Annotated in this window: 20 protein-coding genes, 1 other RNA gene and 2 pseudogenes; 18 read left to right on the top strand and 5 right to left on the bottom strand. The window is 58.7% G+C overall.

Going from position 1 to position 22,030, the window contains the following annotated elements; translation table 11 throughout:
- Positions 1 to 13: 13 nt before the first annotated feature.
- From AC1DA5_RS09060 to AC1DA5_RS09030, 7 genes are read left to right on the top strand one after another with little or no spacing between them, the layout of a single operon-like run.
- Positions 14 to 1,225: a TadA family conjugal transfer-associated ATPase gene (locus AC1DA5_RS09060; RefSeq protein WP_480289967.1), complete on the top strand. Its 1,212-nt coding sequence runs from the start codon at positions 14 to 16 to the stop codon at positions 1,223 to 1,225.
- Positions 1,222 to 2,082, top strand: coding sequence for a type II secretion system F family protein (locus tag AC1DA5_RS09055; RefSeq protein ID WP_480289965.1), 861 nt, complete (start codon positions 1,222 to 1,224; stop codon positions 2,080 to 2,082). The genes AC1DA5_RS09060 and AC1DA5_RS09055 overlap by 4 nt, the downstream gene beginning before the upstream one ends.
- Positions 2,079 to 2,981: a type II secretion system F family protein gene (locus AC1DA5_RS09050; protein ID WP_480289964.1), complete on the top strand. Its 903-nt coding sequence runs from the start codon at positions 2,079 to 2,081 to the stop codon at positions 2,979 to 2,981. The genes AC1DA5_RS09055 and AC1DA5_RS09050 overlap by 4 nt, the downstream gene beginning before the upstream one ends.
- Positions 2,982 to 3,036: 55 nt before the next feature.
- Positions 3,037 to 3,246, top strand: a complete 210-nt coding sequence (locus AC1DA5_RS09045) for a hypothetical protein (protein WP_285016055.1) — start codon at positions 3,037 to 3,039, stop codon at positions 3,244 to 3,246.
- Between the two features lie 7 nt (positions 3,247 to 3,253).
- Positions 3,254 to 3,682 carry a TadE family protein gene (locus AC1DA5_RS09040; RefSeq protein ID WP_480289962.1) on the top strand — a complete coding sequence of 143 codons (429 nt, stop codon included), beginning with the start codon at positions 3,254 to 3,256 and terminating at the stop codon, positions 3,680 to 3,682.
- Positions 3,679 to 4,107 carry a 1-hydroxy-2-methyl-2-(E)-butenyl 4-diphosphate synthase gene (locus AC1DA5_RS09035; RefSeq protein WP_480289961.1) on the top strand — a complete coding sequence of 143 codons (429 nt, stop codon included), beginning with the start codon at positions 3,679 to 3,681 and terminating at the stop codon, positions 4,105 to 4,107. Before AC1DA5_RS09040 ends, AC1DA5_RS09035 begins: the two co-directional genes overlap by 4 nt.
- Positions 4,100 to 4,567 (top strand): hypothetical protein, encoded by a 468-nt coding sequence (locus AC1DA5_RS09030; RefSeq protein WP_480289960.1) that lies wholly within the window; start codon positions 4,100 to 4,102, stop codon positions 4,565 to 4,567. Before AC1DA5_RS09035 ends, AC1DA5_RS09030 begins: the two co-directional genes overlap by 8 nt.
- Before the next feature lie 66 nt (positions 4,568 to 4,633).
- On the opposite strand, the gene gdhA is transcribed toward AC1DA5_RS09030, so the two are convergent.
- A complete protein-coding gene (gene gdhA, locus AC1DA5_RS09025) occupies positions 4,634 to 5,995 on the bottom strand; it encodes an NADP-specific glutamate dehydrogenase (RefSeq protein WP_058236140.1) in 1,362 nt (453 codons plus the stop codon).
- Between the two features lie 378 nt (positions 5,996 to 6,373).
- Here gdhA and prfB point away from each other — a divergent pair, with 378 nt between their 5' ends.
- From prfB to AC1DA5_RS08975, 10 genes and pseudogenes are all read left to right on the top strand, one after another.
- The gene (gene prfB, locus AC1DA5_RS09020; protein ID WP_058236139.1) at positions 6,374 to 7,498 is read left to right on the top strand and encodes a peptide chain release factor 2; all 1,125 of its coding nucleotides are present in this window, start codon (positions 6,374 to 6,376) and stop codon (positions 7,496 to 7,498) included.
- A 115-nt stretch (positions 7,499 to 7,613) separates the two neighbouring features.
- Positions 7,614 to 8,303, top strand: coding sequence for a cell division ATP-binding protein FtsE (ftsE, locus tag AC1DA5_RS09015; RefSeq protein WP_058236236.1), 690 nt, complete (start codon positions 7,614 to 7,616; stop codon positions 8,301 to 8,303).
- A 7-nt stretch (positions 8,304 to 8,310) separates the two neighbouring features.
- Positions 8,311 to 9,225 carry a permease-like cell division protein FtsX gene (ftsX, locus tag AC1DA5_RS09010; protein WP_058236138.1) on the top strand — a complete coding sequence of 305 codons (915 nt, stop codon included), beginning with the start codon at positions 8,311 to 8,313 and terminating at the stop codon, positions 9,223 to 9,225.
- A 12-nt stretch (positions 9,226 to 9,237) separates the two neighbouring features.
- Positions 9,238 to 10,602, top strand: a complete 1,365-nt coding sequence (locus AC1DA5_RS09005) for a peptidoglycan DD-metalloendopeptidase family protein (protein ID WP_058236137.1) — start codon at positions 9,238 to 9,240, stop codon at positions 10,600 to 10,602.
- 63 nt (positions 10,603 to 10,665) lie between these two features.
- Positions 10,666 to 11,193, top strand: a complete 528-nt coding sequence (gene smpB, locus AC1DA5_RS09000; protein ID WP_058236136.1) for an SsrA-binding protein SmpB — start codon at positions 10,666 to 10,668, stop codon at positions 11,191 to 11,193.
- Positions 11,194 to 11,318: 125 nt separating this feature from the next.
- Positions 11,319 to 11,695: a transfer-messenger RNA gene (ssrA, locus tag AC1DA5_RS08995) on the top strand.
- Between the two features lie 452 nt (positions 11,696 to 12,147).
- Positions 12,148 to 12,270 (top strand): annotated as a pseudogene (locus AC1DA5_RS08990) (TetR family transcriptional regulator); the annotation flags it as partial.
- A 54-nt stretch (positions 12,271 to 12,324) separates the two neighbouring features.
- Entirely contained in the window at positions 12,325 to 12,729 is a 405-nt protein-coding gene (locus AC1DA5_RS08985; RefSeq protein ID WP_480289978.1) for a hypothetical protein, read from the top strand.
- On the top strand, positions 12,729 to 13,886 hold the full coding sequence (locus AC1DA5_RS08980; RefSeq protein ID WP_257590423.1) for an MFS transporter: 1,158 nt from the start codon (positions 12,729 to 12,731) through the stop codon (positions 13,884 to 13,886). Before AC1DA5_RS08985 ends, AC1DA5_RS08980 begins: the two co-directional genes overlap by 1 nt.
- Positions 13,883 to 16,213: a PEP/pyruvate-binding domain-containing protein gene (locus AC1DA5_RS08975; protein ID WP_480289959.1), complete on the top strand. Its 2,331-nt coding sequence runs from the start codon at positions 13,883 to 13,885 to the stop codon at positions 16,211 to 16,213. Before AC1DA5_RS08980 ends, AC1DA5_RS08975 begins: the two co-directional genes overlap by 4 nt.
- 130 nt (positions 16,214 to 16,343) lie before the next feature.
- On the opposite strand, the pseudogene AC1DA5_RS08970 reads toward AC1DA5_RS08975, so the two are convergent.
- The 4 genes and pseudogenes from AC1DA5_RS08970 to AC1DA5_RS08955 form a co-directional block, all read right to left on the bottom strand.
- Positions 16,344 to 16,964 (bottom strand): annotated as a pseudogene (locus AC1DA5_RS08970) ((Fe-S)-binding protein); the annotation flags it as partial.
- On the bottom strand, positions 16,946 to 17,209 hold the full coding sequence (locus AC1DA5_RS08965; protein ID WP_257590424.1) for an FAD-binding oxidoreductase: 264 nt from the start codon (positions 17,207 to 17,209) through the stop codon (positions 16,946 to 16,948). The gene AC1DA5_RS08965 and the pseudogene AC1DA5_RS08970, both read right to left, overlap by 19 nt.
- A 293-nt stretch (positions 17,210 to 17,502) precedes the next feature.
- Complete coding sequence (locus AC1DA5_RS08960) at positions 17,503 to 18,042, bottom strand: NUDIX hydrolase (protein ID WP_092648291.1); 540 nt, start codon at positions 18,040 to 18,042, stop codon at positions 17,503 to 17,505.
- Positions 18,042 to 19,595, bottom strand: coding sequence for a hypothetical protein (locus AC1DA5_RS08955; RefSeq protein WP_092648292.1), 1,554 nt, complete (start codon positions 19,593 to 19,595; stop codon positions 18,042 to 18,044). The genes AC1DA5_RS08960 and AC1DA5_RS08955 overlap by 1 nt, the downstream gene beginning before the upstream one ends.
- Before the next feature lie 199 nt (positions 19,596 to 19,794).
- On the opposite strand from AC1DA5_RS08955, the gene AC1DA5_RS08950 reads away from it, so the two are divergent.
- Complete coding sequence (locus tag AC1DA5_RS08950) at positions 19,795 to 22,020, top strand: alpha-galactosidase (protein ID WP_257590378.1); 2,226 nt, start codon at positions 19,795 to 19,797, stop codon at positions 22,018 to 22,020.
- Positions 22,021 to 22,030: the final 10 nt, after the last annotated feature.

Below are 22,030 nucleotides of genomic sequence, written 5' to 3'. Positions count from 1 at the left end.
AAGGAACGGCACGATGGCGAGCACGCCCGATACAGCCACACAGCTGCGCAGCGCACTCGCATCCCGCGGCATCGACCCTTTCGCGCACACCCAACGCGCCCGGCAGCTGGCCGAGGAAACCGTCACGCAGATGCTCGGGCCGCTCACCCCCGACGAAATCCACGAGCACACAGAAAACCTGCTGGCCGAGGTTATCGGCTTTGGCCCCCTCCAGCGGTATCTGGACGATCCAGAGGTTGAAGAAGTGTGGATCAACGACCCCTCGCGCATCTTCATCGCGCGAAACGGCCAACCCGAGCTGACCACATTGATCCTGTCCGACCAGCAGGTGCGAGACCTCGTGGAACGAATGCTGCACCATTCGGGCCGGCGCCTTGACCTGTCAGCACCCTTCGTGGATGCAATGCTGGCCGGCGGGGAACGCCTGCACGTCGTGATCCCTCCCGTGACCGGCCAGCACTGGTCAGTCAACATTCGCAAACACATTCAACGTGCCCGCTCGCTGCGCGACCTCGTCAATGTGGCCATGCTGCCCGAGTATGTTGCTGAATTCCTTTCCGCCGCCGTGGACAGTGGCTTATCCATCGTCGTGTCGGGCGCCACCCAGGCAGGAAAGACAACACTCCTGCGCGCACTATGCGGAGAAATCCCGGGCGCGCGCCGCGTCATCAGTTGTGAAGAAGTTTTCGAACTCGCATTGCCGGCTCGCGACTGCATTGCGATGCAGACACGCCCCAGCTCGATGGAAGGCACAGGCGAAATCACGCTGCGTGACCTGGTGCGTGAATCACTGCGAATGCGCCCCGAAACGCTCATCGTCGGAGAGGTGCGCGGTCCAGAAGCGCTCGACCTGCTGCTCGCACTCAACGCGGGTGTTCCAGGAATGGCGACCGTGCATGCCAACTCGGCGCGCGAAGCACTGTCGAAACTGTCCATGCTCCCCTTGCTCGCCGGCGAAAACGTCACCCCTCAGTTCGTTGTCCCCACGCTTGCGCACAGCGTTGACATCGTGTGCCACGTTGAACGCAACCACGACGGCACACGCGTTGTGTCCGAGGTGCTCGCCGTGCCCGGCCGGGTCGAGGAGATGCGCATCGAATCAGCAGATCTGTGGCGCTATGACGGTGCCACGTGGGTGCGAGGCCGAGGCGCACTTGACGCGCATGAACGCTTCGCTCTGGCCCACCATGATCTGAGTGCCCTGCTGACGGGTGGGCCGTCATGAGCGCCACACTGATCGGAATCGTCCTGGGGATCGGTGTGAACTGCATCCTCCTAGCCTTCGTCGGCACACCTCAATTGCCGAGGTGGTCACCGAACTGGTGGCAGGCGTGGAACGACACCCTGATCAGGTCCGGAATTTCCTCCCTGACCCGCAGCACGCACGTCCTGGTCACGCTGGCGATCATGAGTGGTGTCTTCCTGGGCGTGCTGGCCTACACACGCACATGGACCGTGGCCATCGTGGTCGCACTGATGATCGCACCCGTTCCCACCATGGTGATCGTGGGTCGCGCTGCGCGCGTGACCAGGCAGACTCGAGCGGCGTGGCCCGATGTGGTGGATCAACTGGTGGCAGGTATCCGATCGGGTGCTTCCCTGCCCGAACTGCTCATCGACTGCGGTGAGCGCGGACCGCGAATCTTGCGTCCCTATTTCCTCACGTTCAGTACGGAGTACCGCGCTGACGGCAGATTCGACCATGCGCTGACGGGACTGAAAAACCGGCTCGCCGACCCGGTGGCAGACCGCATTATCGAAGCGTTACGCCTGGCACGCGATGTCGGCGGATCAGACCTGGCGGTCCTGCTGCGAGACCTGGGAGTCATGCTGCGTGAAGATGCACGCATCCGCGGAGAACTCGAAGCGCGCCAGTCATGGACAGTTAACGCAGCCAGGCTGGGAGTGGCAGCCCCGTGGATCGTGCTGGTGTTGATCTCCGCACAGGCCCAGGCCGCCAGCGCGTTTTCCACTCCACAAGGCGTGGTGATCCTCAGTGTGGGGGCACTGGTCTCGGTCGTCGCGTACTTCGTAATGAAGCAGATCGGCAAACTGGAAACGGAACGGCGGACCCTGCGATGAATGGGATGACGTGGGCGGCTGTCGCGATAGGGATGACTCTGGGTATTGGAATATGGCAGCTGGCGATTGCCATCCGTGCCCGCAACAATCTGCTCGCCATGCGCGTGTGGAGCCAGCGCTCGGACACCACGTGGCCTTCCGATATGCCGGGCAGTCGGGTACGTTCACTGGCGGCGCAGTGGCTCGCACGCGTAATGGACGCAATTGGCTCCACATCCACCAGCGTTGTTCGCCGCCTGGAACTGCTCGGCTCGGGCAGGGAGCTCGCCACTTTTCGCCTGCACCAGTTCATTGCGGCAACCTGCTTGATGCTCCTGGCCGCAGTTGCGATCATCCCGCTGATTCACCGCACCCCCGCAGGAATCATGTCACTCATATGTGCTCTGGCGGTGGGTGCATTGACGGGGGCCGCACTGTGGGACCAGCTCCTGAGTGTGCAGGCCAGGCGTCGACAGCGTCAACTGGACAGTAGTGTCCCTGACGCCTCTGAGCTGCTCGCACTGGCAATCGGTGCCGGTGAATCGGTGCCGGCAGCCTTGTCGCGTGTGGCGGGAATCTCCCAGTCACACTTGGCCCGCGAACTGAACCACACGGTCACTCAGATACGGATGGGCCGTGCCACCACGCGGGCACTGACCGACCTTGCCGCCCGCAATGATTCACCCAACTTGTCACGACTGTGTCAGACCCTTGTTACCGCCATCGAACGCGGAGCGCCACTGGCTCAGACCCTGCACGACCAGGCGCGCGACATTCGTGAAGTAACTCGGCAACGACTCATGGAACAAGGTGGCAGGAAAGAGATCGCCATGCTGTTCCCGATCGTCTTCCTGATCCTGCCCATCACTGTCCTGTTCGCACTGTACCCCGGGCTGCTTGCCCTCCAGATCGGACCGTGACATGCATATCCCAATACCACACCACCACCGCACCGACAGAAAAGAGAGAAACCCGATGCACACCTTCTTCCTATGGATCGCAACACTGACAGACAGGTTCATCCACCTGCCGACACAGCCTGACGAGGGAGAGCGCGGCGACGTACCCGGATGGGTCCTCATCACGCTCATGACCGTCGCCCTCGTCATCGGAATATGGGCGATCGCCGGTCCGCAACTGCAAAACATGCTGGAACAGGCATTGTCTTCCGTCAACTTCGGGTAAGGCCACCATGACAACGCAGGAGCGGACGCATTGGAGCGAAGAAGGCTCAGAGGTGGTTGCACACGCCATGATGCAGGCACTGGTCGTCATCGTCTTCCTGATCATCCTGCAAACCGCGTTCGCCCTGCACACTCGTAACCTGGCGATCTCTGCCGCCAGTGAGGGAGCACGCCGAGGAGCCCTGGTCGGCGCGGTCGACGCAGATGCCATCCAGCGAACCGGCGACCTACTCGATGATTCTTTGGGGCAGGGACGTCCCCGTGACATTTCGACATCCCACCACCAGTGGCAGGGGCAGGACGCCCTCGTCGTGACAGTACGTACAACGATGCCTGTGTTCCTCACGTGGGGCCCACCCAACTGGCTCACCGTGCACGGACGCTCACTGGTGGAAGACGGTGAGCCGACCGCCCAGGCAGAAGGAACCGAACCGTGAGGGACACCAGGGCCGCGCGAGACATACGTGAAGACGGGAACGCCATCGTCGAATTCATCATGATGATGGTCGTGCTGGTCATCCCCGCGCTGTACATCGTTGTCACCCTTGCATCAGTGCAGGCGGCGGCGTTCGCAAGTGAATCATCCTCCCGTGAAGCCGCACGGCTTCTGTCGGCGGATCCGCAGCGCACTGAATTTGCATCACAGCAGGCGCACGTCATCTTCGCAGATTTTGGGCTGCCCGCTCCAGAATCAGTCACGACGCGCTGCGACCCGTCATGTTCCACCAGCGGCGCCCTTCTGACGGTCACGGTCTCCACAACTGTTCCGCTGCCCTTGATCCCATCGTGGATCGGCGCTCGCGGAGTTTTCCCCGTCTCCTCGACGACGCAGGCAGTCATCGAGGGGGTGCGCATTGAATAAGACTCGATACAGGAGCGCCGCGCATCAGCCGCACAGCGAGGACGGCCGGATCACTGTCTTGCTCATCGGGCTGGTCACAGTGGCGTTGCTGGCCGTAGCAGTCGGCGTGATCATCACGTCCGTTCACCTTCAACAACGTGCGCTCCTGAGCTGCGCTGATCGAATCTCTGCAGCAGGCGCAGCAGTACTGTCTGCGGAGAACTACTACGGTGAAGGTGGCGCCGAATTCGCAGTACCATCTGAAAGCGGGGCGAGGCAGGAAGCCTTCAGAACCCTGGAGCGCCTGTCAACGACCACGTGCGCAGTGGGGCAGGGCGTGGGCATAACGGACCTGAGGGTCGGAGAAAACGTCATTCAGGTCACCGTGCGCACACATGCCACATTGCCGTTGCTGCCGCCCGTCCTGCAAGGCGTTGCCGCGCCCGCCATGACGCAGTCCTCATCGGCGCGCACGGTCTGAACATACAGGCGCCGCAGCAGTGTGAGATCCGCTGCGGCGCCTGTCAGATTACTCGTGATGAGTCAATCAGATGACACCCATCGCCAGCATGGCGTCAGCCACCTTCAGGTAGCCAGCCAGGTTCGCGCCAGTCTGGTAGTCAGCTTCCGCGCCGTACTCATTGGCAGCACTCAAGCAGTTGTCATGAATGGTCGCCATGATCTCGTGGAGACGGTTGTCGGCATGCTCAAAGGTCCATGGATGACGAGCAGCGTTCTGCTCCATCTCCAGAGCTGAGGTCGCCACGCCACCAGCGTTCGATGCCTTTCCAGGAGCAAACAGGACACGGTTATCGTGGAACAGGTCGGTCGCCTCCGGAGTGGTCGGCATGTTCGCACCCTCAGCAACAAGATGCACACCGTTGTCAATGAGCTGGCGTGCGTTCGCCTCGTCCAGTTCATTTTGCGTCGCGCACGGAAGTGCCACATCACAGGCAACCTCCCACGGCTTTGCACCTTCAACGAACTTTGCGGAAGGACGCCGATCGGCGTACTCCTTGATGCGGCCGCGCTCGACCTCTTTGATCTGTTGGAGCAGTTCGAAGTCGATGCCGTCCTCGTCCAGCACGTAACCGGACGAATCGGAAGCGGTTACCACGTGAGCGCCGAGCTGTTGTGCCTTCTGGATGGCGTACAGTGCGACGTTTCCGGAACCGGACACAGTCACGCACTTGGAGTCGAGGGATTCGCCCTGCGCCTTGAGCATCTCGTCGGTGAAGTACACCAGGCCGTAACCCGTTGCCTCGGTGCGCACCTCGGAGCCTCCCCAGGTGATGCCCTTGCCGGTCAGCACACCCGCGTCGTAACGGTTCGTGATGCGCTTGTACTGTCCGAACAGGTAGCCGATTTCGCGCCCGCCCACACCGATGTCGCCCGCGGGGACGTCGGTGTTTTCACCGATGTGGCGGTACAGCTCAGTCATGAAGGACTGGCAGAAACGCATGATCTCGCCGTCTGACTTGCCCTTGGGGTCGAAGTCGGAACCGCCCTTGCCGCCGCCGATTCCCAGGCCGGTCAGGGAGTTCTTGAAGATCTGTTCGAAGCCGAGGAACTTGATGATCGACAGGTTGACGGAGGGGTGGAAACGCAGGCCACCCTTGTAGGGGCCAAGCGCCGAGTTGAACTCAACGCGGTAGCCGCGATTGACGCGCACGTTGTTGTCATCATCTACCCACGGAACGCGGAACATGATCTGGCGTTCAGGTTCGCACAGGCGCGTGATGATGGAGTAACGGTCATCGTCAGGACGGCTGCCTTCGAGGCGTCCCAGTGACAGGAACACTTCGTAGACGGCTTGCAGGAACTCCGGTTCTGACGGGTTGCGCTCCTGGAGCGCGTGGAACTGTGACTGCAGGGAATCGCTTAAGCGAGAAAGATCTAAATCGGTCATGGAAAAATTGTGGCAGACGCGGAAGACTTTGCCGACTACCTTTCCATTATTTGGTTATTTTTACTTCAAGGTATTCCCATATCGGTGCCGAGGGTGCACAATAAGGACGTCTTTTACCCCTGAGGTGCCGTGCGTGTGGGTAGGGGTTTTCTTATGCGATGAACGAGGGAGTCGCGCGCCAACATGCGGTTTTCCAGTCGCCATTGAAAAATCGAGCGGCCTCCTGCCACGCGCCGCAAAGTAAAGAAGTGGTCAAATAAACGTTAGTGTGACATGAAACGTTGAGGCATCGCACGGTCGGCCGCTTATTGGCGGTGGGTCAGATGTATAACAGCAGGGGAGTCCTGATCGCTGCCCTCGATCGTTTACAGTGGGAGGGTGACCATCGAGTTTTCTGAAGAAATACCAGCACTGCGCACCACTATGGAGAATATTCTGGCTGTCTCCCAGCCGGATAAGCTGCGATCCACGATTGCTGACTTGTCCAGGCAGGCGGCCGCACCTGACCTGTGGGATGACGTGGAACATGCGCAGGAAGTGACCACTGCACTGTCGCATGCGCAAAATGAACTCGAACGCCTCACCACCATGGAAGAGCGTATTGACGACCTCGAAGCGATGGTGGAGCTGGCAGGTGAAGATTCCGATGAGTCGGGCGATCTGCTGGATGAAGCGGAAAATGATCTGCAGGCAATCCGTGATGACCTGTCATCGTTGGAAATCCGCACATTGCTGGATGGTGAATACGACGAGCGCAACGCCGTGGTCACCATTCGTTCAGGTGCCGGCGGTGTGGATGCCGCCGACTTTGCCGAAATCCTCATGCGGATGTACCTGCGCTGGGCGGAGCGCCACGGCTATCCCACTAAAGTGATGGATACCTCGTACGCGGAAGAAGCCGGAATTAAGTCCGCTACCTTCGAGGTGCAGGCACCCTACGCGTATGGCACCTTGTCAGTGGAGGCCGGTACGCACCGTCTCGTGCGCATCAGCCCGTTCGACAATCAGGGCCGACGCCAGACATCTTTTGCCGCCGTCGAGGTGATCCCGCTGATTGAGTCAACGGACCACATTGATATTCCTGAGTCGGATCTGAAAGTTGACGTCTTCCGCTCGTCGGGGCCTGGTGGCCAGTCCGTGAACACGACGGATTCGGCTGTCCGTATGACCCACGTGCCGACCGGCATTGTTGTGTCGATGCAGGATGAGAAGTCTCAGATCCAGAACCGCGCGGCAGCCCTGCGTGTGTTGCAGTCACGTCTGCTGGTGTTGCGTCACGAGGAAGAGCAGGCCAAGAAGAAGGAACTGGCTGGCGACGTGAAAGCCTCGTGGGGTGACCAGATGCGCTCCTATGTCCTGCAGCCCTATCAGATGGTCAAGGATCTGCGCACCGAGTTCGAATCAGGGAACCCGCAGGACGTGTTCGACGGCGGTATTGACGATTTCATTAACGCAGGGATCCGCTGGCGCAAGAACCAGCAGAACGAAGCTGAATCGGCCTGATGCGAGGTGGTGACGCGCGCAGAATGCGCGCGTCCGCGTGTCGCACGCCGGCCATGAGGGCGAATGCCCATAGTCTGACAATGATCTGTTGTCTGATGAAAACGGCGTTCTGTTCATGATTCGATTTGACCACGTCACCATGGTGTACAAGCCGGGTGCGCGCCCCGCCCTCGACGATGTGTCCCTTGAGGTTGAGCGCGAAGAATTTGTCTTCCTGGTGGGCAAATCAGGTTCCGGCAAATCGACGTTCCTGCAGCTGGTGATGCGAGAAAATATCGCCACTTCGGGGCATGTGTGGGTTTTGGGGCACGATGTTGGTGAACTGACACGCTGGGCCGTGCCGAAACTGCGCCGCCAGATTGGAACGGTCTTCCAGGACTTCCGGCTGCTCGAATCCAAGACCGTGTATGAGAACGTCGCCCTGGCCATGCAGGTCATCGGAAAACCCAAGCACGCGATCCAGACGGCTGTACCGGACGTGCTGGAACTGGTGGGACTGTCCGGTAAGGAAAAACGCCTGCCTCACGAACTGTCCGGCGGTGAGGAACAGCGCGTGGCGATCGCGCGCGCAATGGTGAATCGGCCGTCCCTGTTGCTGGCTGACGAGCCGACCGGCAACCTTGACCCGGATACGTCGCTGGGCATCATGCGCCTGCTTGACCGCATTAACCGCAACGGCACCACTGTTGTGATGGCCACGCACGACGCCGACATCGTCAACCAGATGCGTAAACGCGTCATCGAGCTTCAGGACGGCACAGTGGTGCGCGATCAGTCCCGTGGTGTCTACGGAGCAGCAAGGTGATCGAGGGATGAAACTACGCTTTATCTTTTCCGAGGTCGGCAAAGGCCTGACCCGTAATCGCGCGATGTCGGTGGCCGTCATCATCGTCACCTTCGTGTCACTGCTGTTCGTCGGCGTGGCCGGCCTGGCGCAGATGCAGGTCAACCGCATGAAGTCCGACTGGTACGACAAGATCGAAGTGTCGATCTACATGTGCGCACAGGGCGATGAGATCCCCTCGTGTAACGCCGAGGAAGCCACCGGCGACCAGATTGACGCGGTGCGTACCAAGCTGACGTCCGGTGAGCTGGCCCCACTGATCAAGGACGTGTACGAAGAATCGAAGGAAGAAGCGTTCGAGAACTTCCAGAAAATCATGGGGGAGAACCCGATTACGCAGTGGACCACGGTGGACATGATGCCGATTTCGTTCCGCGTGCGCCTGGTTGACCCTCAGCAGTATTCGATCATCAAGGAAGAATTCTCCGGCACTCCCGGCGTGGCGCAGGTCAAGGATCAGCGCGAAATTGTGGAGCCGCTCTTCTCCGTGATCGACAAAGCCAAGCTGATGTCACTGGGGCTGGCCGGCGTCATGATTGTGGCGGCCATCTTGCTGATCACAACGACGATCCGCCTGTCCGCGATGAGCAGGGAACGTGAGACGTCGATTATGCGACTTGTCGGTGCGTCCTCGCTGTTCATTCAGGCTCCCTTCATGATCGAGGGTGCTCTGGCCGCTCTGACTGGCGCGCTGCTCGCTGTTGGGTCGCTCTTCCTGGGTGTGAAGTTCGTGATCGGCGGGTGGATCGCTCCGGCGTTCAAGTGGACAAGCTTTGTCGGCATGCGCGAAGTGTGGATTATGACTCCGGTGCTGGTTGTGGCAGCGCTGCTGCTGGCGGTAGTCGCGTCGGCGTTCTCGCTGGCAAAGTATACGAAGGTTTAAAGCGAGGGTGCGATGAGTCAGGTTCGTCAGGTTCGAGGGCGCCGCCGCCGTGCCGCCCTCGCTGTGGGAACAACGGTTGCGTTTATCAGTGCTCTAGGCATCGCCGGCCGCGCTGATGGCGACGCGTTGGCAGCCCCAGCGCAGGCCGCGCCATCACCTGCAGTGCTGATGCCCGCAGCTGACGGTGATGATGATCGCGACTCGGTGGCTCGCAAGCAGGCGGACTCGGCTCAGCATATTGATGAGCTGACCAGTCAGCTTGAGGGAATTGATTCGTCACTGGCGCAGGTGTATGTGGATCTGGAACGTCTCAACGGTCAGATCCCGGGGGCTGAAGCTCAGTTGAAGTCAGCGCAGCAGGCGTTCGAGGCGGCTGACCGCCAGCACCAGTTGGCGCTTGACCAGCTCGACAGTGCTGAAGCTGAGCAGAGCCGTATCGCTCGGGAAATTGATGAAGCTGAAAAGCAGCAAGACGAAGCCAACCAGGCGATCGGTGCCCTCGCCCGTGAAATGTATCGCGGCGACATGTCCAGCCCAGAACTGCTGGCTCTGACCTCGCAGGGGACGGGAGAAATCGGGGATCGTGCAGCTGCGGCTGACACGTTGACGCGTTCGCACACCCGTGCGCTCAATGAGGCTCTGGCGTTGAAGGCTCGCCAGGAAAACCAGGCGCAGCGTCAGGAAGCTGTCACGGAGCGGATCGCAAACCTTGAACAGACAGCACGCCAGGCATCCGAGCAGGCGCGCACCTCCAAGGAAGAAGCCGATAAACATCTGAGCGAATTGACGGCGATGAAGTCGGATCGCGATCAGAAGAAGAAAGAATGGGAGAGCCAGAAGAAGACGGCTCAGAGCCAGTTGACCAAGTGGCAGGAAGAATTTGACGCGATGAGTGCCAAACTTGCTGAGATCGATGCCGCTAACCGCGCCGCAGCAGCTCAGCAGGCAGCCACGTCAGGCAACTTCGCGCCTGCTGGATCCATGTTCACCTCTCCGCTGCATATTCCGCTGCAGATCACTTCTCCCTTTGGGTGGCGTCACCACCCGATTCTGGGTGTGGACAGGTATCACAACGGAACTGACTTTGCTGCTCCGTGTGGTTCTCCCCAGTATCCGATTGCTCCGGGGACGGTGGTGGCTGCTCAGCAGGAGACGGCCGGCGGCAACGTGCTGTACATCAACCACGGCATGATTAACGGTCATTCGTGGGTTTCTGCGCACGTGCACCTGTCGAGTTTCGCTGTGCCGGTGGGTGCTCACGTGGACCGTTCGACCGTTGTGGGATATACCGGTGCGACGGGGTATGCGACCGGATGTCACCTGCACCTGTCGTTGATGCAGGACGGTGTGGACGTTGATCCGACCGATTTCCTGTAGAATGGGTGGCTGCTGAGTGAGCGGTGCTGGAGGGTACCCTCGTCAATCCTGGGAGGAGGGGACATGCCGAAGGACTGGAAGAAACCGAAACTGAGCGAGGCGCAGAAGCGCAAGGAAGATTCTGACGCGAAGAAGATGATTGCACGCAACAAGAAGGCGCTGCATGACTATTCGATAGATGAGTCGTTTGAGGCCGGTCTTGTCCTGTCCGGGACCGAGGTCAAGGCGCTGCGGATGGGACGCGCGTCGCTGGTTGATGCGTGGGTGGAAGCGCGCGATGGGGAAGCGTGGCTCTATCAGGCGAATATTCCCATGTATTCGCAGGGTTCCTGGAACAATCACACGCCGACCCGTAAGCGCAAGCTCCTGCTGCATCGTGATGAGATTGCACGTCTGGAACAGCGCAGCCAGGCCAAAGGTATGACGATTGTGCCGTTGGAACTGTATTTTGTGCGCGGGCGCGTCAAGGTTGAGATTGCGCTTGCCCAGGGCAAGCAGGAGTGGGACAAGCGTCAGGCGTTGCGCGAGGCTCAGGATAAGCGTGAGGCGGAGCGTGCGATGCGGCGCTACGTGAAGCAGGCTCGTCACTGACGAGGGTGGCCGGCCTTGCTGGTTTCAACTGGATATTGAAAGTGTACCGACTGCTCGCTATACTTTGATGTCCGGCGCTGGTGACGCTGCGAAAGTGGCACAGCGACGGGTTTGTGAATTACATAGGGGATGATCGGTTTCGACGGTGGTCGTCAATCGAGGGGAAGCGGGTCGAGGACGCATGCTCATCTCGTCAACGATGCGTGCAAACCAATAGGTGCCGAACAGAATCGCACCGACTACGTTCTCGCCGCCTGATATTGCGGCTTGAGAGCCTTTAGTCCGTCAGCCCGGGTGATGCTCCCAGCCCGGATCCTGGCGTCGTTTCGGGAGCCACTGGATGGGCGCCTTGTCAGTGGGCGGTCGTCAACACTTAGCTGACTAAGCTTGCCTCATCTGGTTTGTCAGTAGAGGCGGGTCGAAAATCTTTTGGCAAACTGCACCCGGAGAAGACCTCGGGGGCGGCTGTCGGACGGGGGTTCGATTCCCCCCATCTCCACTAACTGCCTGCTGGTGTTGATACAATTTCGCGCCAGCAGGTTTTGTTTTGCCTTTTTGCTCCAAAAATTGCTTGTTTGCTCCCCTTGAATCCGTCCCAGGTCGGAACCTCCATAGCGTCCAAGAAGACATTCCAGGCTCATTACCCGCCCCGTCAGACAATGAAAGCGGTTTACGAGTGGCACAACAGTCAGACAGGTCGATGCCAGGACTGCGGTACTCGATTGGATCTTCAGGCTGACCATATAATCCCAAGAGAAGAACTCGGGGATGAGGCTGATTACCTTGAAAACATGATGTTTAGACGTTCATTTTGATAAAAAGCTGGTTTTGGGTGCAGCAGGTGCTTCTTGGTTGCACAACGGCTGCGGCGGGTGCACTGGGGTGCGGTGTGGGTGCCGGGCCCGCACTGCCACCTAATATGACTGTGGTCATGTTTAGTGTTACTCTATTTTTATGGTTGATCGTCCACGGGTTCAGCGCAGGCGGGTCGCGACGCGGCAGCGGATTGTTGAGGTTGCTGTTGAGTTGTTTGAGTCGCAGGGTTTTGATGCCACTACTGTCGATCAGATCACCGAAGCGGCCGATATTGGCAAGGGAACGTTTTTCACGCATTTCCCGACGAAGGAAGGCGTGTTTTCGTTTCTGAGTGAGCATGTGCTCGAGATGATGCTGGGCGCAGATGACCCGTCGTTGCCTGCTGATGAGCAGGTGCGTGCCAGCTTTGCGGCAGCTGCCGAGTGGTTTGGTGATAACGAGGTTATTGCTCGCATGATGGTGTTGGCGCGGTTGCGTTCGGTGGGTAAGGTTGCTGCTAGTGCTGAGCGGGGGCGACTGTTTGAGTTTTTCGCTGAGTGCGCGCAGCGTGGTGTGGCTTCTGGGCAGTGGCGTGATGTGCCTGTGCAGCAGATTACACACGGGCTTGCGGCGTGTTATTTTTCTTCGGTTGCGCTGTGGGCGTTGGAGCCTGAATCGCCTGGCTTGGGCGAGGTTTTTGATGCGCAATTGGATCTATTGCTTACCGGGATTCGTCGGTGATGGTGCTGCGCGCGTGCCCTCATGCCGCGTTGATTCCTGCTGCGGTGGGGATGGCGTGTTCTGGGTTGATGCACGCGATGGTGGCGGTGATGACGCCACGGATTGTGAGTGATTTTGCTGCGCCTGGGTTCTATTCCTGGGTTAATGGCACGTATTTCGTTTTCTCTTTGGTCTTTTTAGTGGTGGGTGCTCCCTTGGCTGACCGGTGGGGTGCCCGTAGAAGTTATGCCTGTGGTCTCGCTATTTACGTCGTCGGGACTGTGTTTGCCGGCCTAGCTTCGTCGATGCTGGTTTTTCTGCTGGGTCGCCTCTTGCAAGGCATGGGTGCTGGTGTGGTGGTGCCGGCTGCGCTGTTGGTGGTAGGTGGGATGCCCGAGGGTGAGCGGGGCAGGGTCTTTGGTGTGCTCGGCTTGGTTCAGGTAGTTGCTCAAGTAGCTGGTCCACTTCTTGGAAGCTATTTTGCTGCTGGGCCAGGCTGGCGTTTCGGCCTGCTCGCTGTGGTCCCGGTGGCGGTGTGTGGTGTGGCATTAGCCCTGGTTCTTATTCCCCGCACACCTCGCAGTACTCCTGCCGCTCACGGTAGCCACCGTTGGCGGCTATCGGCGGTGGTGCCGAGAGTGTCAGCTGGTGTGTTAACCAGGTTTTTTGTGTTATCGGCTATTGCTGGTGGGCTGATCGCGGTGGCGGTGACGTATCTGCCGTGGGAGTTGGATCGTCTTCATGGCATCGACTCGGCCGGTATGGGATTGTGGTTGGTGCCGTGTTTTCTCGCGGCGGCGGTGGGTAGCCTGACTGGTGGGATGTTCTCACAGTCTCGGTGGGGTTTGATTGTGTCTTTCGCGGTGGCCGCAAGTGGGGTGGGGGTTCTTGGTGCTAACTCGGTGGTGGCGTTGAGTCTGGGGGTGGCGCTGATCTGTGGGGGTTGCGCGGGGAGTTTGCCGATGATCTTGTCTGCCACCCAGGCGGTGGCTCCACCAGATCAGGTGGCAACAACATCGTCATGGGTGCAGTTAGGTCGACACGCTGGGGCAGCTGTTCTCGTACCCGCCTTCGGGGTGTGCACCAGGTTTTCGTTGGGAACAGCATCACTATGCATGGTCATTCTTGCCCTCCTGCTCACTGCGGGTGGGCTGGTAGTAGCAAGGAGTTCATCATGATCATTTCGCTGCGTGAGGCCACTTTGGCCACCGGTGGTGGCAAGGCCGTGGGGCTGGGGCGTCTGGTTGAAGCGGGGTTCCCGGTGCCCGATGGGTTCGTTATCTCGGCTGAGGTCTACCGGCAGGCGGTAGCTAATCTCGATCTTGCCGATTTACTGGCACGTGGGGGCGCTGGCGCGGTGCGGGATGCGGTTGAAGCCCAGGCTCTTCCTGAACAGGTCGTGGCTCCGATCCGGGAATATCTTGCTGCGTGGGGTGGGGATGTGGCGGTGGCGGTGCGTTCATCGGCTACTGCTGAAGACCTGCCGGAGGCGTCGTTTGCTGGCCAGCAAGACACTTTCCTCGGCGTCGTGGGGGTAGATGCGGTCTGTGCGGCTGTGCGCTCGTGCTGGGCGTCACTGTGGACTAATCGGGCAGTCAACTACCGCCAACGCCACAACATCGACCACACCGAGGTAGCGATAGCGGTCATCGTCCAACGCCTCATTGACGCTACCACTGCCGGGGTGCTTTTCACTGTTGATCCCATCAGTGGTGCGGAGGAAACGGTGATCAACGCATCGTGGGGTTTAGGTGAAAGCGTGGTTGCTGGTGCGGTCACACCGGATGACTACCGCGTCAGCGGCAACCACATCAGCGTGCAGGTAGGGGCGAAACAATCCCGCCTCGACCGCAGCGGCAGCCAGACGATACGCACCGAAACCCCCAATGAGGTAGGCAAACGCTGCCTCACCGATGACCAAGTACGTGAACTCGCAGCCGTGGGTCGAGAGGTGCATGAGTATTTCGCTATGCCGATGGATGTCGAGTGGGCATACGACGACCAGCTGTGGCTGCTGCAAGCCAGACCAATCACCACCATCCCAGCCAAGACTGACACCAGTAGTACTGCGGAGAAACCGGGTCGTAAGCCCTCCCGGCTGGCGCGGATATTTCACCAAGACCTAGTTGAGCATTATCCCGGCCCATACCCTCTCGACCTGCTTGCCATTACCAGGGTGCACCGCCAGCTGCAATTCGGCATGGCCCAGATTGGGGTGTACTCCACCCCGATCACTGAACTGATCGAGATGAGTGACGACGGCACCATCACCGTCGCCTACCCCCAGGTGCGCTTCAGCCCAAAACTGCTACGGCTATTGAATTACCCCTCACCCGACCCCGATGACTGGCCTACGGTGGAACAAGAGTTTCGCAAGCGGCTCACAGCTATCGGTATTCCGGCGGATGATGCACCCCACACCACGATTATCGATGCCCTCGACCGAACTTTGGCTCTGGTGGATGATATTGCGCGCACTAGATTCCTTGACTACCTCGGCCCAGCGATGCTGCTTTCCATCCGGCTCAAAGCCATGCTGAAACTTGCCCGACGCGCAGACCTGACCCCGTACGATCTTCTCGGTCAACTCGACTATACGACCACTGTAATCAACCGCGAACTACAACGACTAGCCGCCTTGTCACCTGAATCAGAGTCCACTTGTGCCGAGATCACGCAGTTCTTAGATTCCTACGGAGCGAACACCTCTAAGATGTACCTGCCATTCTCGCAACGTTCCTGGCGCGAAAACCTCGAGCAACTCAGCCACACGCTGGCCGCGATTCGACGCCAGAGCGTCCCTGAGCATAACCCGCCCAGTCATGACGATCTCATCGCATCGATTACCAAACGCCTACCACGGTTCACCCGCAGCAAGTTTAAACTCATGGTGCAACGTTGGCGAGCCGGGCACATCGCCCGCGAAGCTTCCCTTTACATGATCGAGGAAGCCTACGTTCAAGCCCGAGTGCTCATGGACATACTCGCCAATCGCATGTACAAGAACGGCTACCTTAACCAAGCTTCAGACATCAAGCTACTGACCTTCGCAGAGGTCACCGCCGCCCTAAATCAGGAGCTAACGATCGAACACGTGCAAAAACTCATAGCGCTGCGGCACCGACACCGACCCGAAGCTGCCGCAAGATGGTGGGGAAACGCAGCTCCTACCAGGCTCGAAGGTGAAGCCACGCTCACTGGCACTCCCGGATCGCCTGGGCGAGCATCGGGGCCAGCCCGAATCATTACCTCAACAGCGGATTTCTACCGGCTTCAGCCCGGCGACGTACTGATTTGCCAGTACACTGACCCCACCTGGACACCACTGTTTAGTCTGGCTTGTGCGGTGGTTGCAGATACTGGCGGACAGTTATCCCATGCCGCTATCGTCGCTCGCGAATACGCCATCCCCGCTGTGATGGGTACCCAAAACGCCACCAGCACACTCACCGATGGGCAAATCGTAACCGTCGACGGCACGAAAGGAACCATCACCCTCACATAGCCAACAACCGATCGAACTACCTTGCCACTCCAACAAGCAAAACACCCATCCCGATCCGCTACCCAGCCAAGCCAAGCGTTGTATCAAAATGGGCGTCTAAGTGGACACCTCATTTCTTAGCTTGCAGACATCACGAGCTGGTCCCTGGACCGTTTTGGTTTTGTTTGATTAGAGAGGCGAGGTGCACTCCGCCGCGCCCCGCCAACTGCCCTGCCTGGGTGCGGCAAGAAAATCCGTCGGCCAAATAAATCGCATCCGGGTGCTGGGCGAGAGTGGGGAGCAAAGACTGTTGCGCTACCTTCACCGAGGTCTCATAGTGGCCCGCCTCCATTCCAAAGTTTCCAGCCAGACCGCAACAACCAGAGAGCTTGATCAGCTTGGCACCCGCGCGGTTTAACAGGGTCTCGTCCGCGTCCCATCCCATCACCGAATAGTGGTGACAGTGAGGCTGGGCCACCACCTCTTTACCCGTCAAGTTAGGCATCCAATCCGTTGAATCGGGTCCGATAGGCGCCGGCGCCGTGAGGAGTTCTGCCAGCGTGTAAACAGCTGAGCTCACGGTCTCCACCTCTGCAGGAATGTTCAGATCCAAAGCATCATCGCGAAGTACCGCAGTGCAAGACGGCTCCACCCCAACGATCGGGATGCCGGCAAGCGCAAACGGGGTTAGCTACTCGACAAGCGTGGTGATTTTTTCGCGTGCAGTATCGAGCTGCCCAGTTGTAATCCAAGTTAAACCACAACAAAGATCCTGCGGTGGTGTGTTGCCTCAATGCAGCCCGGCTGCACAATCGCCGTCTTCTTTTGCGGATCAACCGAGATAACGCGATTCATATGACGCAAGAAATCGATCACGAGGCCTGGACCAATCGCATTACCCGCGCACGACGTACCCGATCCGCGAGGCGTAATCGGCATGCCCAGATCCCGCGCAGTGTTGATAGCCAGGATGGCCTCCGCCTTATCTACCGGGGCAAAAACTACGCTAGGAACCACACGGTAATTGCCGGCGTCCGTCGAATATAGGGCCCGCGCCGTCGTAGTGAAATCGAGTTCGCCGCGAACCTGCCCGGACAGGCGGGACGCTAACTGGCGCAAAACTTCGGTATCCGGCTGGTTAGGATCCGGATTATTCGGGTAAAGCGTTTGAAACGACGAAGCAGGAGCGGTAGGCAAACCTTCAGTGTGTCATGACTTTGCCTTCTTTTGAGGAAGTGTCCAGCCACAGAAAAGCAACGCACCTTACCTCTGGCAATCCGGTGCCTTTACAATCCAGGCCCTTTACACGGCTAAGCCCGCTGAGCCGCCACCGCCAACGCACTCAAACTAATCGAGTCGCGCAGCTCACCATTTCGGATCATCTCATCCAATTGCTCTTTTGAGAACCAGCGCTGCGCCTGAACCTCACCATCACAGGCATCTCTCGCCACGTCCTCGCCCGCCACTTCTACGAGCACAACAGCCACCTCGGACGCTAAGAAACCAGAATCTGGAAATACCATTCCCAAGAACTCGCCGGCCTTAGCGTTAATCCCCGTTTCTTCACGTAGCTCTCGCAAAGCCGTTGCAACCGGATCAGGGTCCGAAACTTCCGCCATGCCGCGAGGTAGCTCCCACAGCTCTCGCCCAACCCGGATGCGCTCTTGGTGTACTAAAAGCACGCGGCCCGTATCACGAGCGACCGGAACCGCTACAGCGCCGGCAAAAGAGGCCTCGCCCACGCTCACGCGGTAGTGCGTCTGAGGTTCCCCTGTGGGCGTGCTGCCGCTCCTACTGTCAACACGAACCGGGAAATCCGGCGCACTCCACTCCAGTTTCCAGTCCGACATTAATGCTCCCCCTCATTACTCATCGTCAAAGTAGCTGTCATCGCAGATCCGCGAAGCCGGAAAAGTTCTGCCAAATCATCCCACGGCAAACCGGCAACAACACCCAAAATACCGGACACCGCTACAGCAACAATCTGTGCGCCCGTAGACATATCCGTCAAGTCCGTCATCAAACTCAACGCGGAAATCACAACCGCCAACACGGACATCGACAAAACGCGCATGAGGGTCACGAACTTCCTATGCGAATGCGTATCTGGCGCACTCACGGCCTCGCGCGCCGCATAGGCCATGTCAAACATTGCCTGCCGCTGCCCGCGTTGAATCAGGTCTCGCGCAGACTCTCGAGTTAGCGGATAGAGCTGCGCGAAAACAGGAGGTGCAATCACGAGCATATGGTCAAGTATTTCTCCCTCAACACGAATCGTCTGCGCCCGACCCGAGGAAAAAGCGCGGTCACGCACCCGCTGCAACCGCGAGCGGCCCGGCAGTATGAGGCTGTAACGCGCGGCCAAGTTCTGGTTACTAGCATCGAACGAGTTGTCATAGAACGACAGGTACATTGCGCCGTCCTGGCTCGCAATGGCGCGGTAGTAGGAGCGCGACCACATGTCCATCGCCATACGCGCCTCGTGCCAAGTAGTGTCCGTTTCCAGTGCTCGCGTGGAGCGATCTCGCGCGCTTGGAGCCGGCTTAGCCTCGCCCTCATTCGCGGTCATCCACGCAAAAACACTGCCGGTCACTTCTTTGCGAAAGTTTGATGTTTGCTCCAGGACGAATTGCGCCAGAGGTCTTGGCTGTTCGTCCCCCAGCTGCTGCGCAAGCGTCTGGCGGAGTGTGCCCGGCACATCCAGAGTGGCGGTGCCCGTCCCTCGATCCCAACGATCAACCGCCACCAGGCCGTCAACGATGGCTTGTGCCCACTGATCTTGCGCGCGACAAATTAGTGCTTCAATCCGCTGATCTTCAAGCTCATTCGCATAATTTGTGAGGCCCGCCCCGCGCACCCAACTCTTGCCAATCGCGTGACACAGCCAGTCGTTTGGGGCTGTATCCGCCATGGTTGCCATGCGTGCGGATGAGGCTTGCAAGAACGCGGGATCGCGCACTTTTCGAAGCTGTAGATCAACGTTTACGAGGTCACCTTGGCCGGCGTTCGTCCCCCGCATTGCGGGAACCCTCCGGTCACTGTCTGCATCACAGCTATCGGCATCTTGGTCAGGTTCGGGCTGGCATTTGACTTTAAGAGGAAGAACAGCGTCCGACCCGAGCCCCAATTCCCGGGCAATGCCCTGCGGCCCGAGTGAGAGAAAGAAGATCCCGTCGAACAGCTGATTTCGATCGATGGTGAGGACGTCTCCGAGCAGGATCGCGGTCCGCAACACTGCGATTAGGCGCCGCGTGGCTTCCGCGCTACCATGCTGGCGCCACATGCTGGCTTGACGAACCGAGTCGAAGTCCGCAACCTGGATTTGGCGGGGTTTCTCACTGGCAATGCCGCCAGTGAGCCCACCTCGAATATCTTTTGAATCCTGCACACTAGTGTCGCTCACGTAGCAATAATGACAGGCCTAACAACCCAGCTCAAGGCAAGGCAGCACGTGGGACCAGGCGTGGAGCATCTTAAAGAACTCGAGACTGAGAATGAACATAACGGTTTGGTAACTACTCTCTGAAAATTGGTCTACGCGTGTAGATCGTGTTAGCTTTGTCGCTGCAGAAGCGTTTTAACGCAGTTCAAAGGAGACCCGCGTGAAAGATAAAACAATCGACGCCGTTTACATGTGCGCCGGAGATACCGGATTTATTCTGGACAATTCCTTCGGCGGAATCCCCCAGGTTTGCTATTGGGGCCCAGCCTTAGGTACTCTCACCCCAGCTGACGTGAAAGCGGCGGTAATAAGCAACCGAGAGTCTTTGGACGGGAATGCGCCCGATGATCACGTTTCCTCCACTCTCATCCCACTTGAATCCGACGGCTGGTTGGGACGTCCAGCTCTGGCCGGACACCGAGCCGACGGAACCAGCTGGGCTCCCCGCTTTAAATGCGCGGACATAGAACTCCCTGAGAATTGCCATATTGCAGACAGAGTCGCATTCGTTAACAACCAGCCCGTTGCGTTCTCTGCAACTTCAGAAGGTTCACAGCTCGCTCTGAAGATTTTCGTGGAGCCGTTCGAACAGGGCCCACTGCGTATCCGCGCGGAGCTAACCAACCTCTCCGAGTCCGATTACCACTTGGAAGAGCTGGGCATCTCACTTAGCCTGCCGCTCGAAGCTAATGAAATCTTCGATACCACCGGAAGGTGGGGCAAGGAACGCGTAGCCCAACGTCGCCCCGTAGTTCTAGGCTGCGACCTGCGCGAAGGGCGCCACGGACGCACCGGCTTTGACGCTCCCGGCTTCACTTTCGTTGGTCCAAAAGGCTTTTCGTTCCGCCAGGGCGAAGTTTGGGGCCTGCACACCGCGTGGTCTGGCAACCACCGCACCTGGGTGGAAAAATCCATCGGCGGACAGCAGATCATTGCCGGTTCGGAAGTACTCATGCCCGGTGAAGTTACGCTGGGCAAGGACGAAACGTACTCGACTCCTTGGTTCTACGCTGTGCACGGTTACGGCCTCGATGACGCTGCCCAGCAGGTACACCGCTGGTTCCGCAGCCGCAAGAATCATCCCAAGACTGAGCGTCCCGTAACCCTTAACGTATGGGAAGCGGTCTACTTCAACCATGATCTTCCGAAGCTCCAGAAGCTCGCTCAAAAGGCTGCCGAAATTGGCGTTGAGCGCTTCGTCCTCGACGACGGCTGGTTCCTTGGCCGCCGCGATGACTTTAAGGGGCTTGGCGACTGGTACGTAGATGAAGATGTTTGGCCAGACGGACTAACGCCACTGGCTGACATGGTGCACGACCTCGGTATGCAGTTCGGGCTCTGGTTTGAACCGGAAATGATCAACGAAGATTCCAACCTGGCCCGCAAGCATCCAGACTGGATCATGGCCGCGCAGGGAAGCACCGACGCAAAAGACCTACCGCTACAGTGGCGTCATCAGCAGGTTCTCAACATCGCAATCCCGGAAGCGTTTGAGTATGTTAAAGACCGCGTTGTGTCGCTAGTGCGCGAGTATTCGATCGACTACATCAAGTGGGATCACAACCGTGACCTGATCGAAGCGGGTAACACTCAGCTTGGTGGACGCGCTGGCGTATCTGCTCAAACACACGCTGTTTACCGGCTGTTTGACGAGATCAAGGCAGAATGTCCCGGCCTCGAAATTGAAAGTTGTTCTTCTGGAGGTGGCCGCGTAGATCTAGAGGTCTTGCAGCACACCGACCGATTCTGGGTGTCGGACTGCATTGATCCGGTTGAGCGCCAAGAGATGACCCGCTGGTACAACCAGGTGTCACCGCCGGAGCTCATGGGCACGCACGTGGCATCAACCGAATCGCACACCACTGGACGCCACTCCACTATGGCCATGCGCGGTGGCACCGCTCTTTGGGGCCATTTTGGAATCGAGTGGGACATTCTTGAAGCCACTGACAGCGAGATGTCCGACCTGAAGGATTGGATCGCGTTCTACAAGTTGAACCGTGACTTCCTCCACTCTTCGGACATTGTTCGTTGCGAAACACCCGATGAAACGATTTGGCTACACGGAGTAGTTACGAAAGATAAATCTCGCGCGCTATTCCAAATGGTTACGCGAGGACGCTCCGCTATCTCTCCGCGCGGAAGGCTACGCTTTAGCGGATTGGATGATTCGCGCACCTACACTATTCGTCCGGTAATCGTTGGCAGTGAGCCCTCAGGGTTGGTGCCGCCACTGTGGTTTGGCGAACTTAGCCAACCCGCTGAAGATGGCCGGCGCTACTTTGATGGAATCACCACCACCGGTTCCATTCTCCAAAATTCTGGTGTGCAGACACCCCGTCTACACACTGACCAGACGCTACTTTTCGAAATAGTCGAAAAGTAGGAAACCAATA

This window comes from Pauljensenia sp. C0254C2, assembly GCF_056583835.1.
The sequence above is the reverse complement of the archived record's forward strand: the minus strand, read 5'-3'. Positions and strand labels throughout refer to the sequence as shown.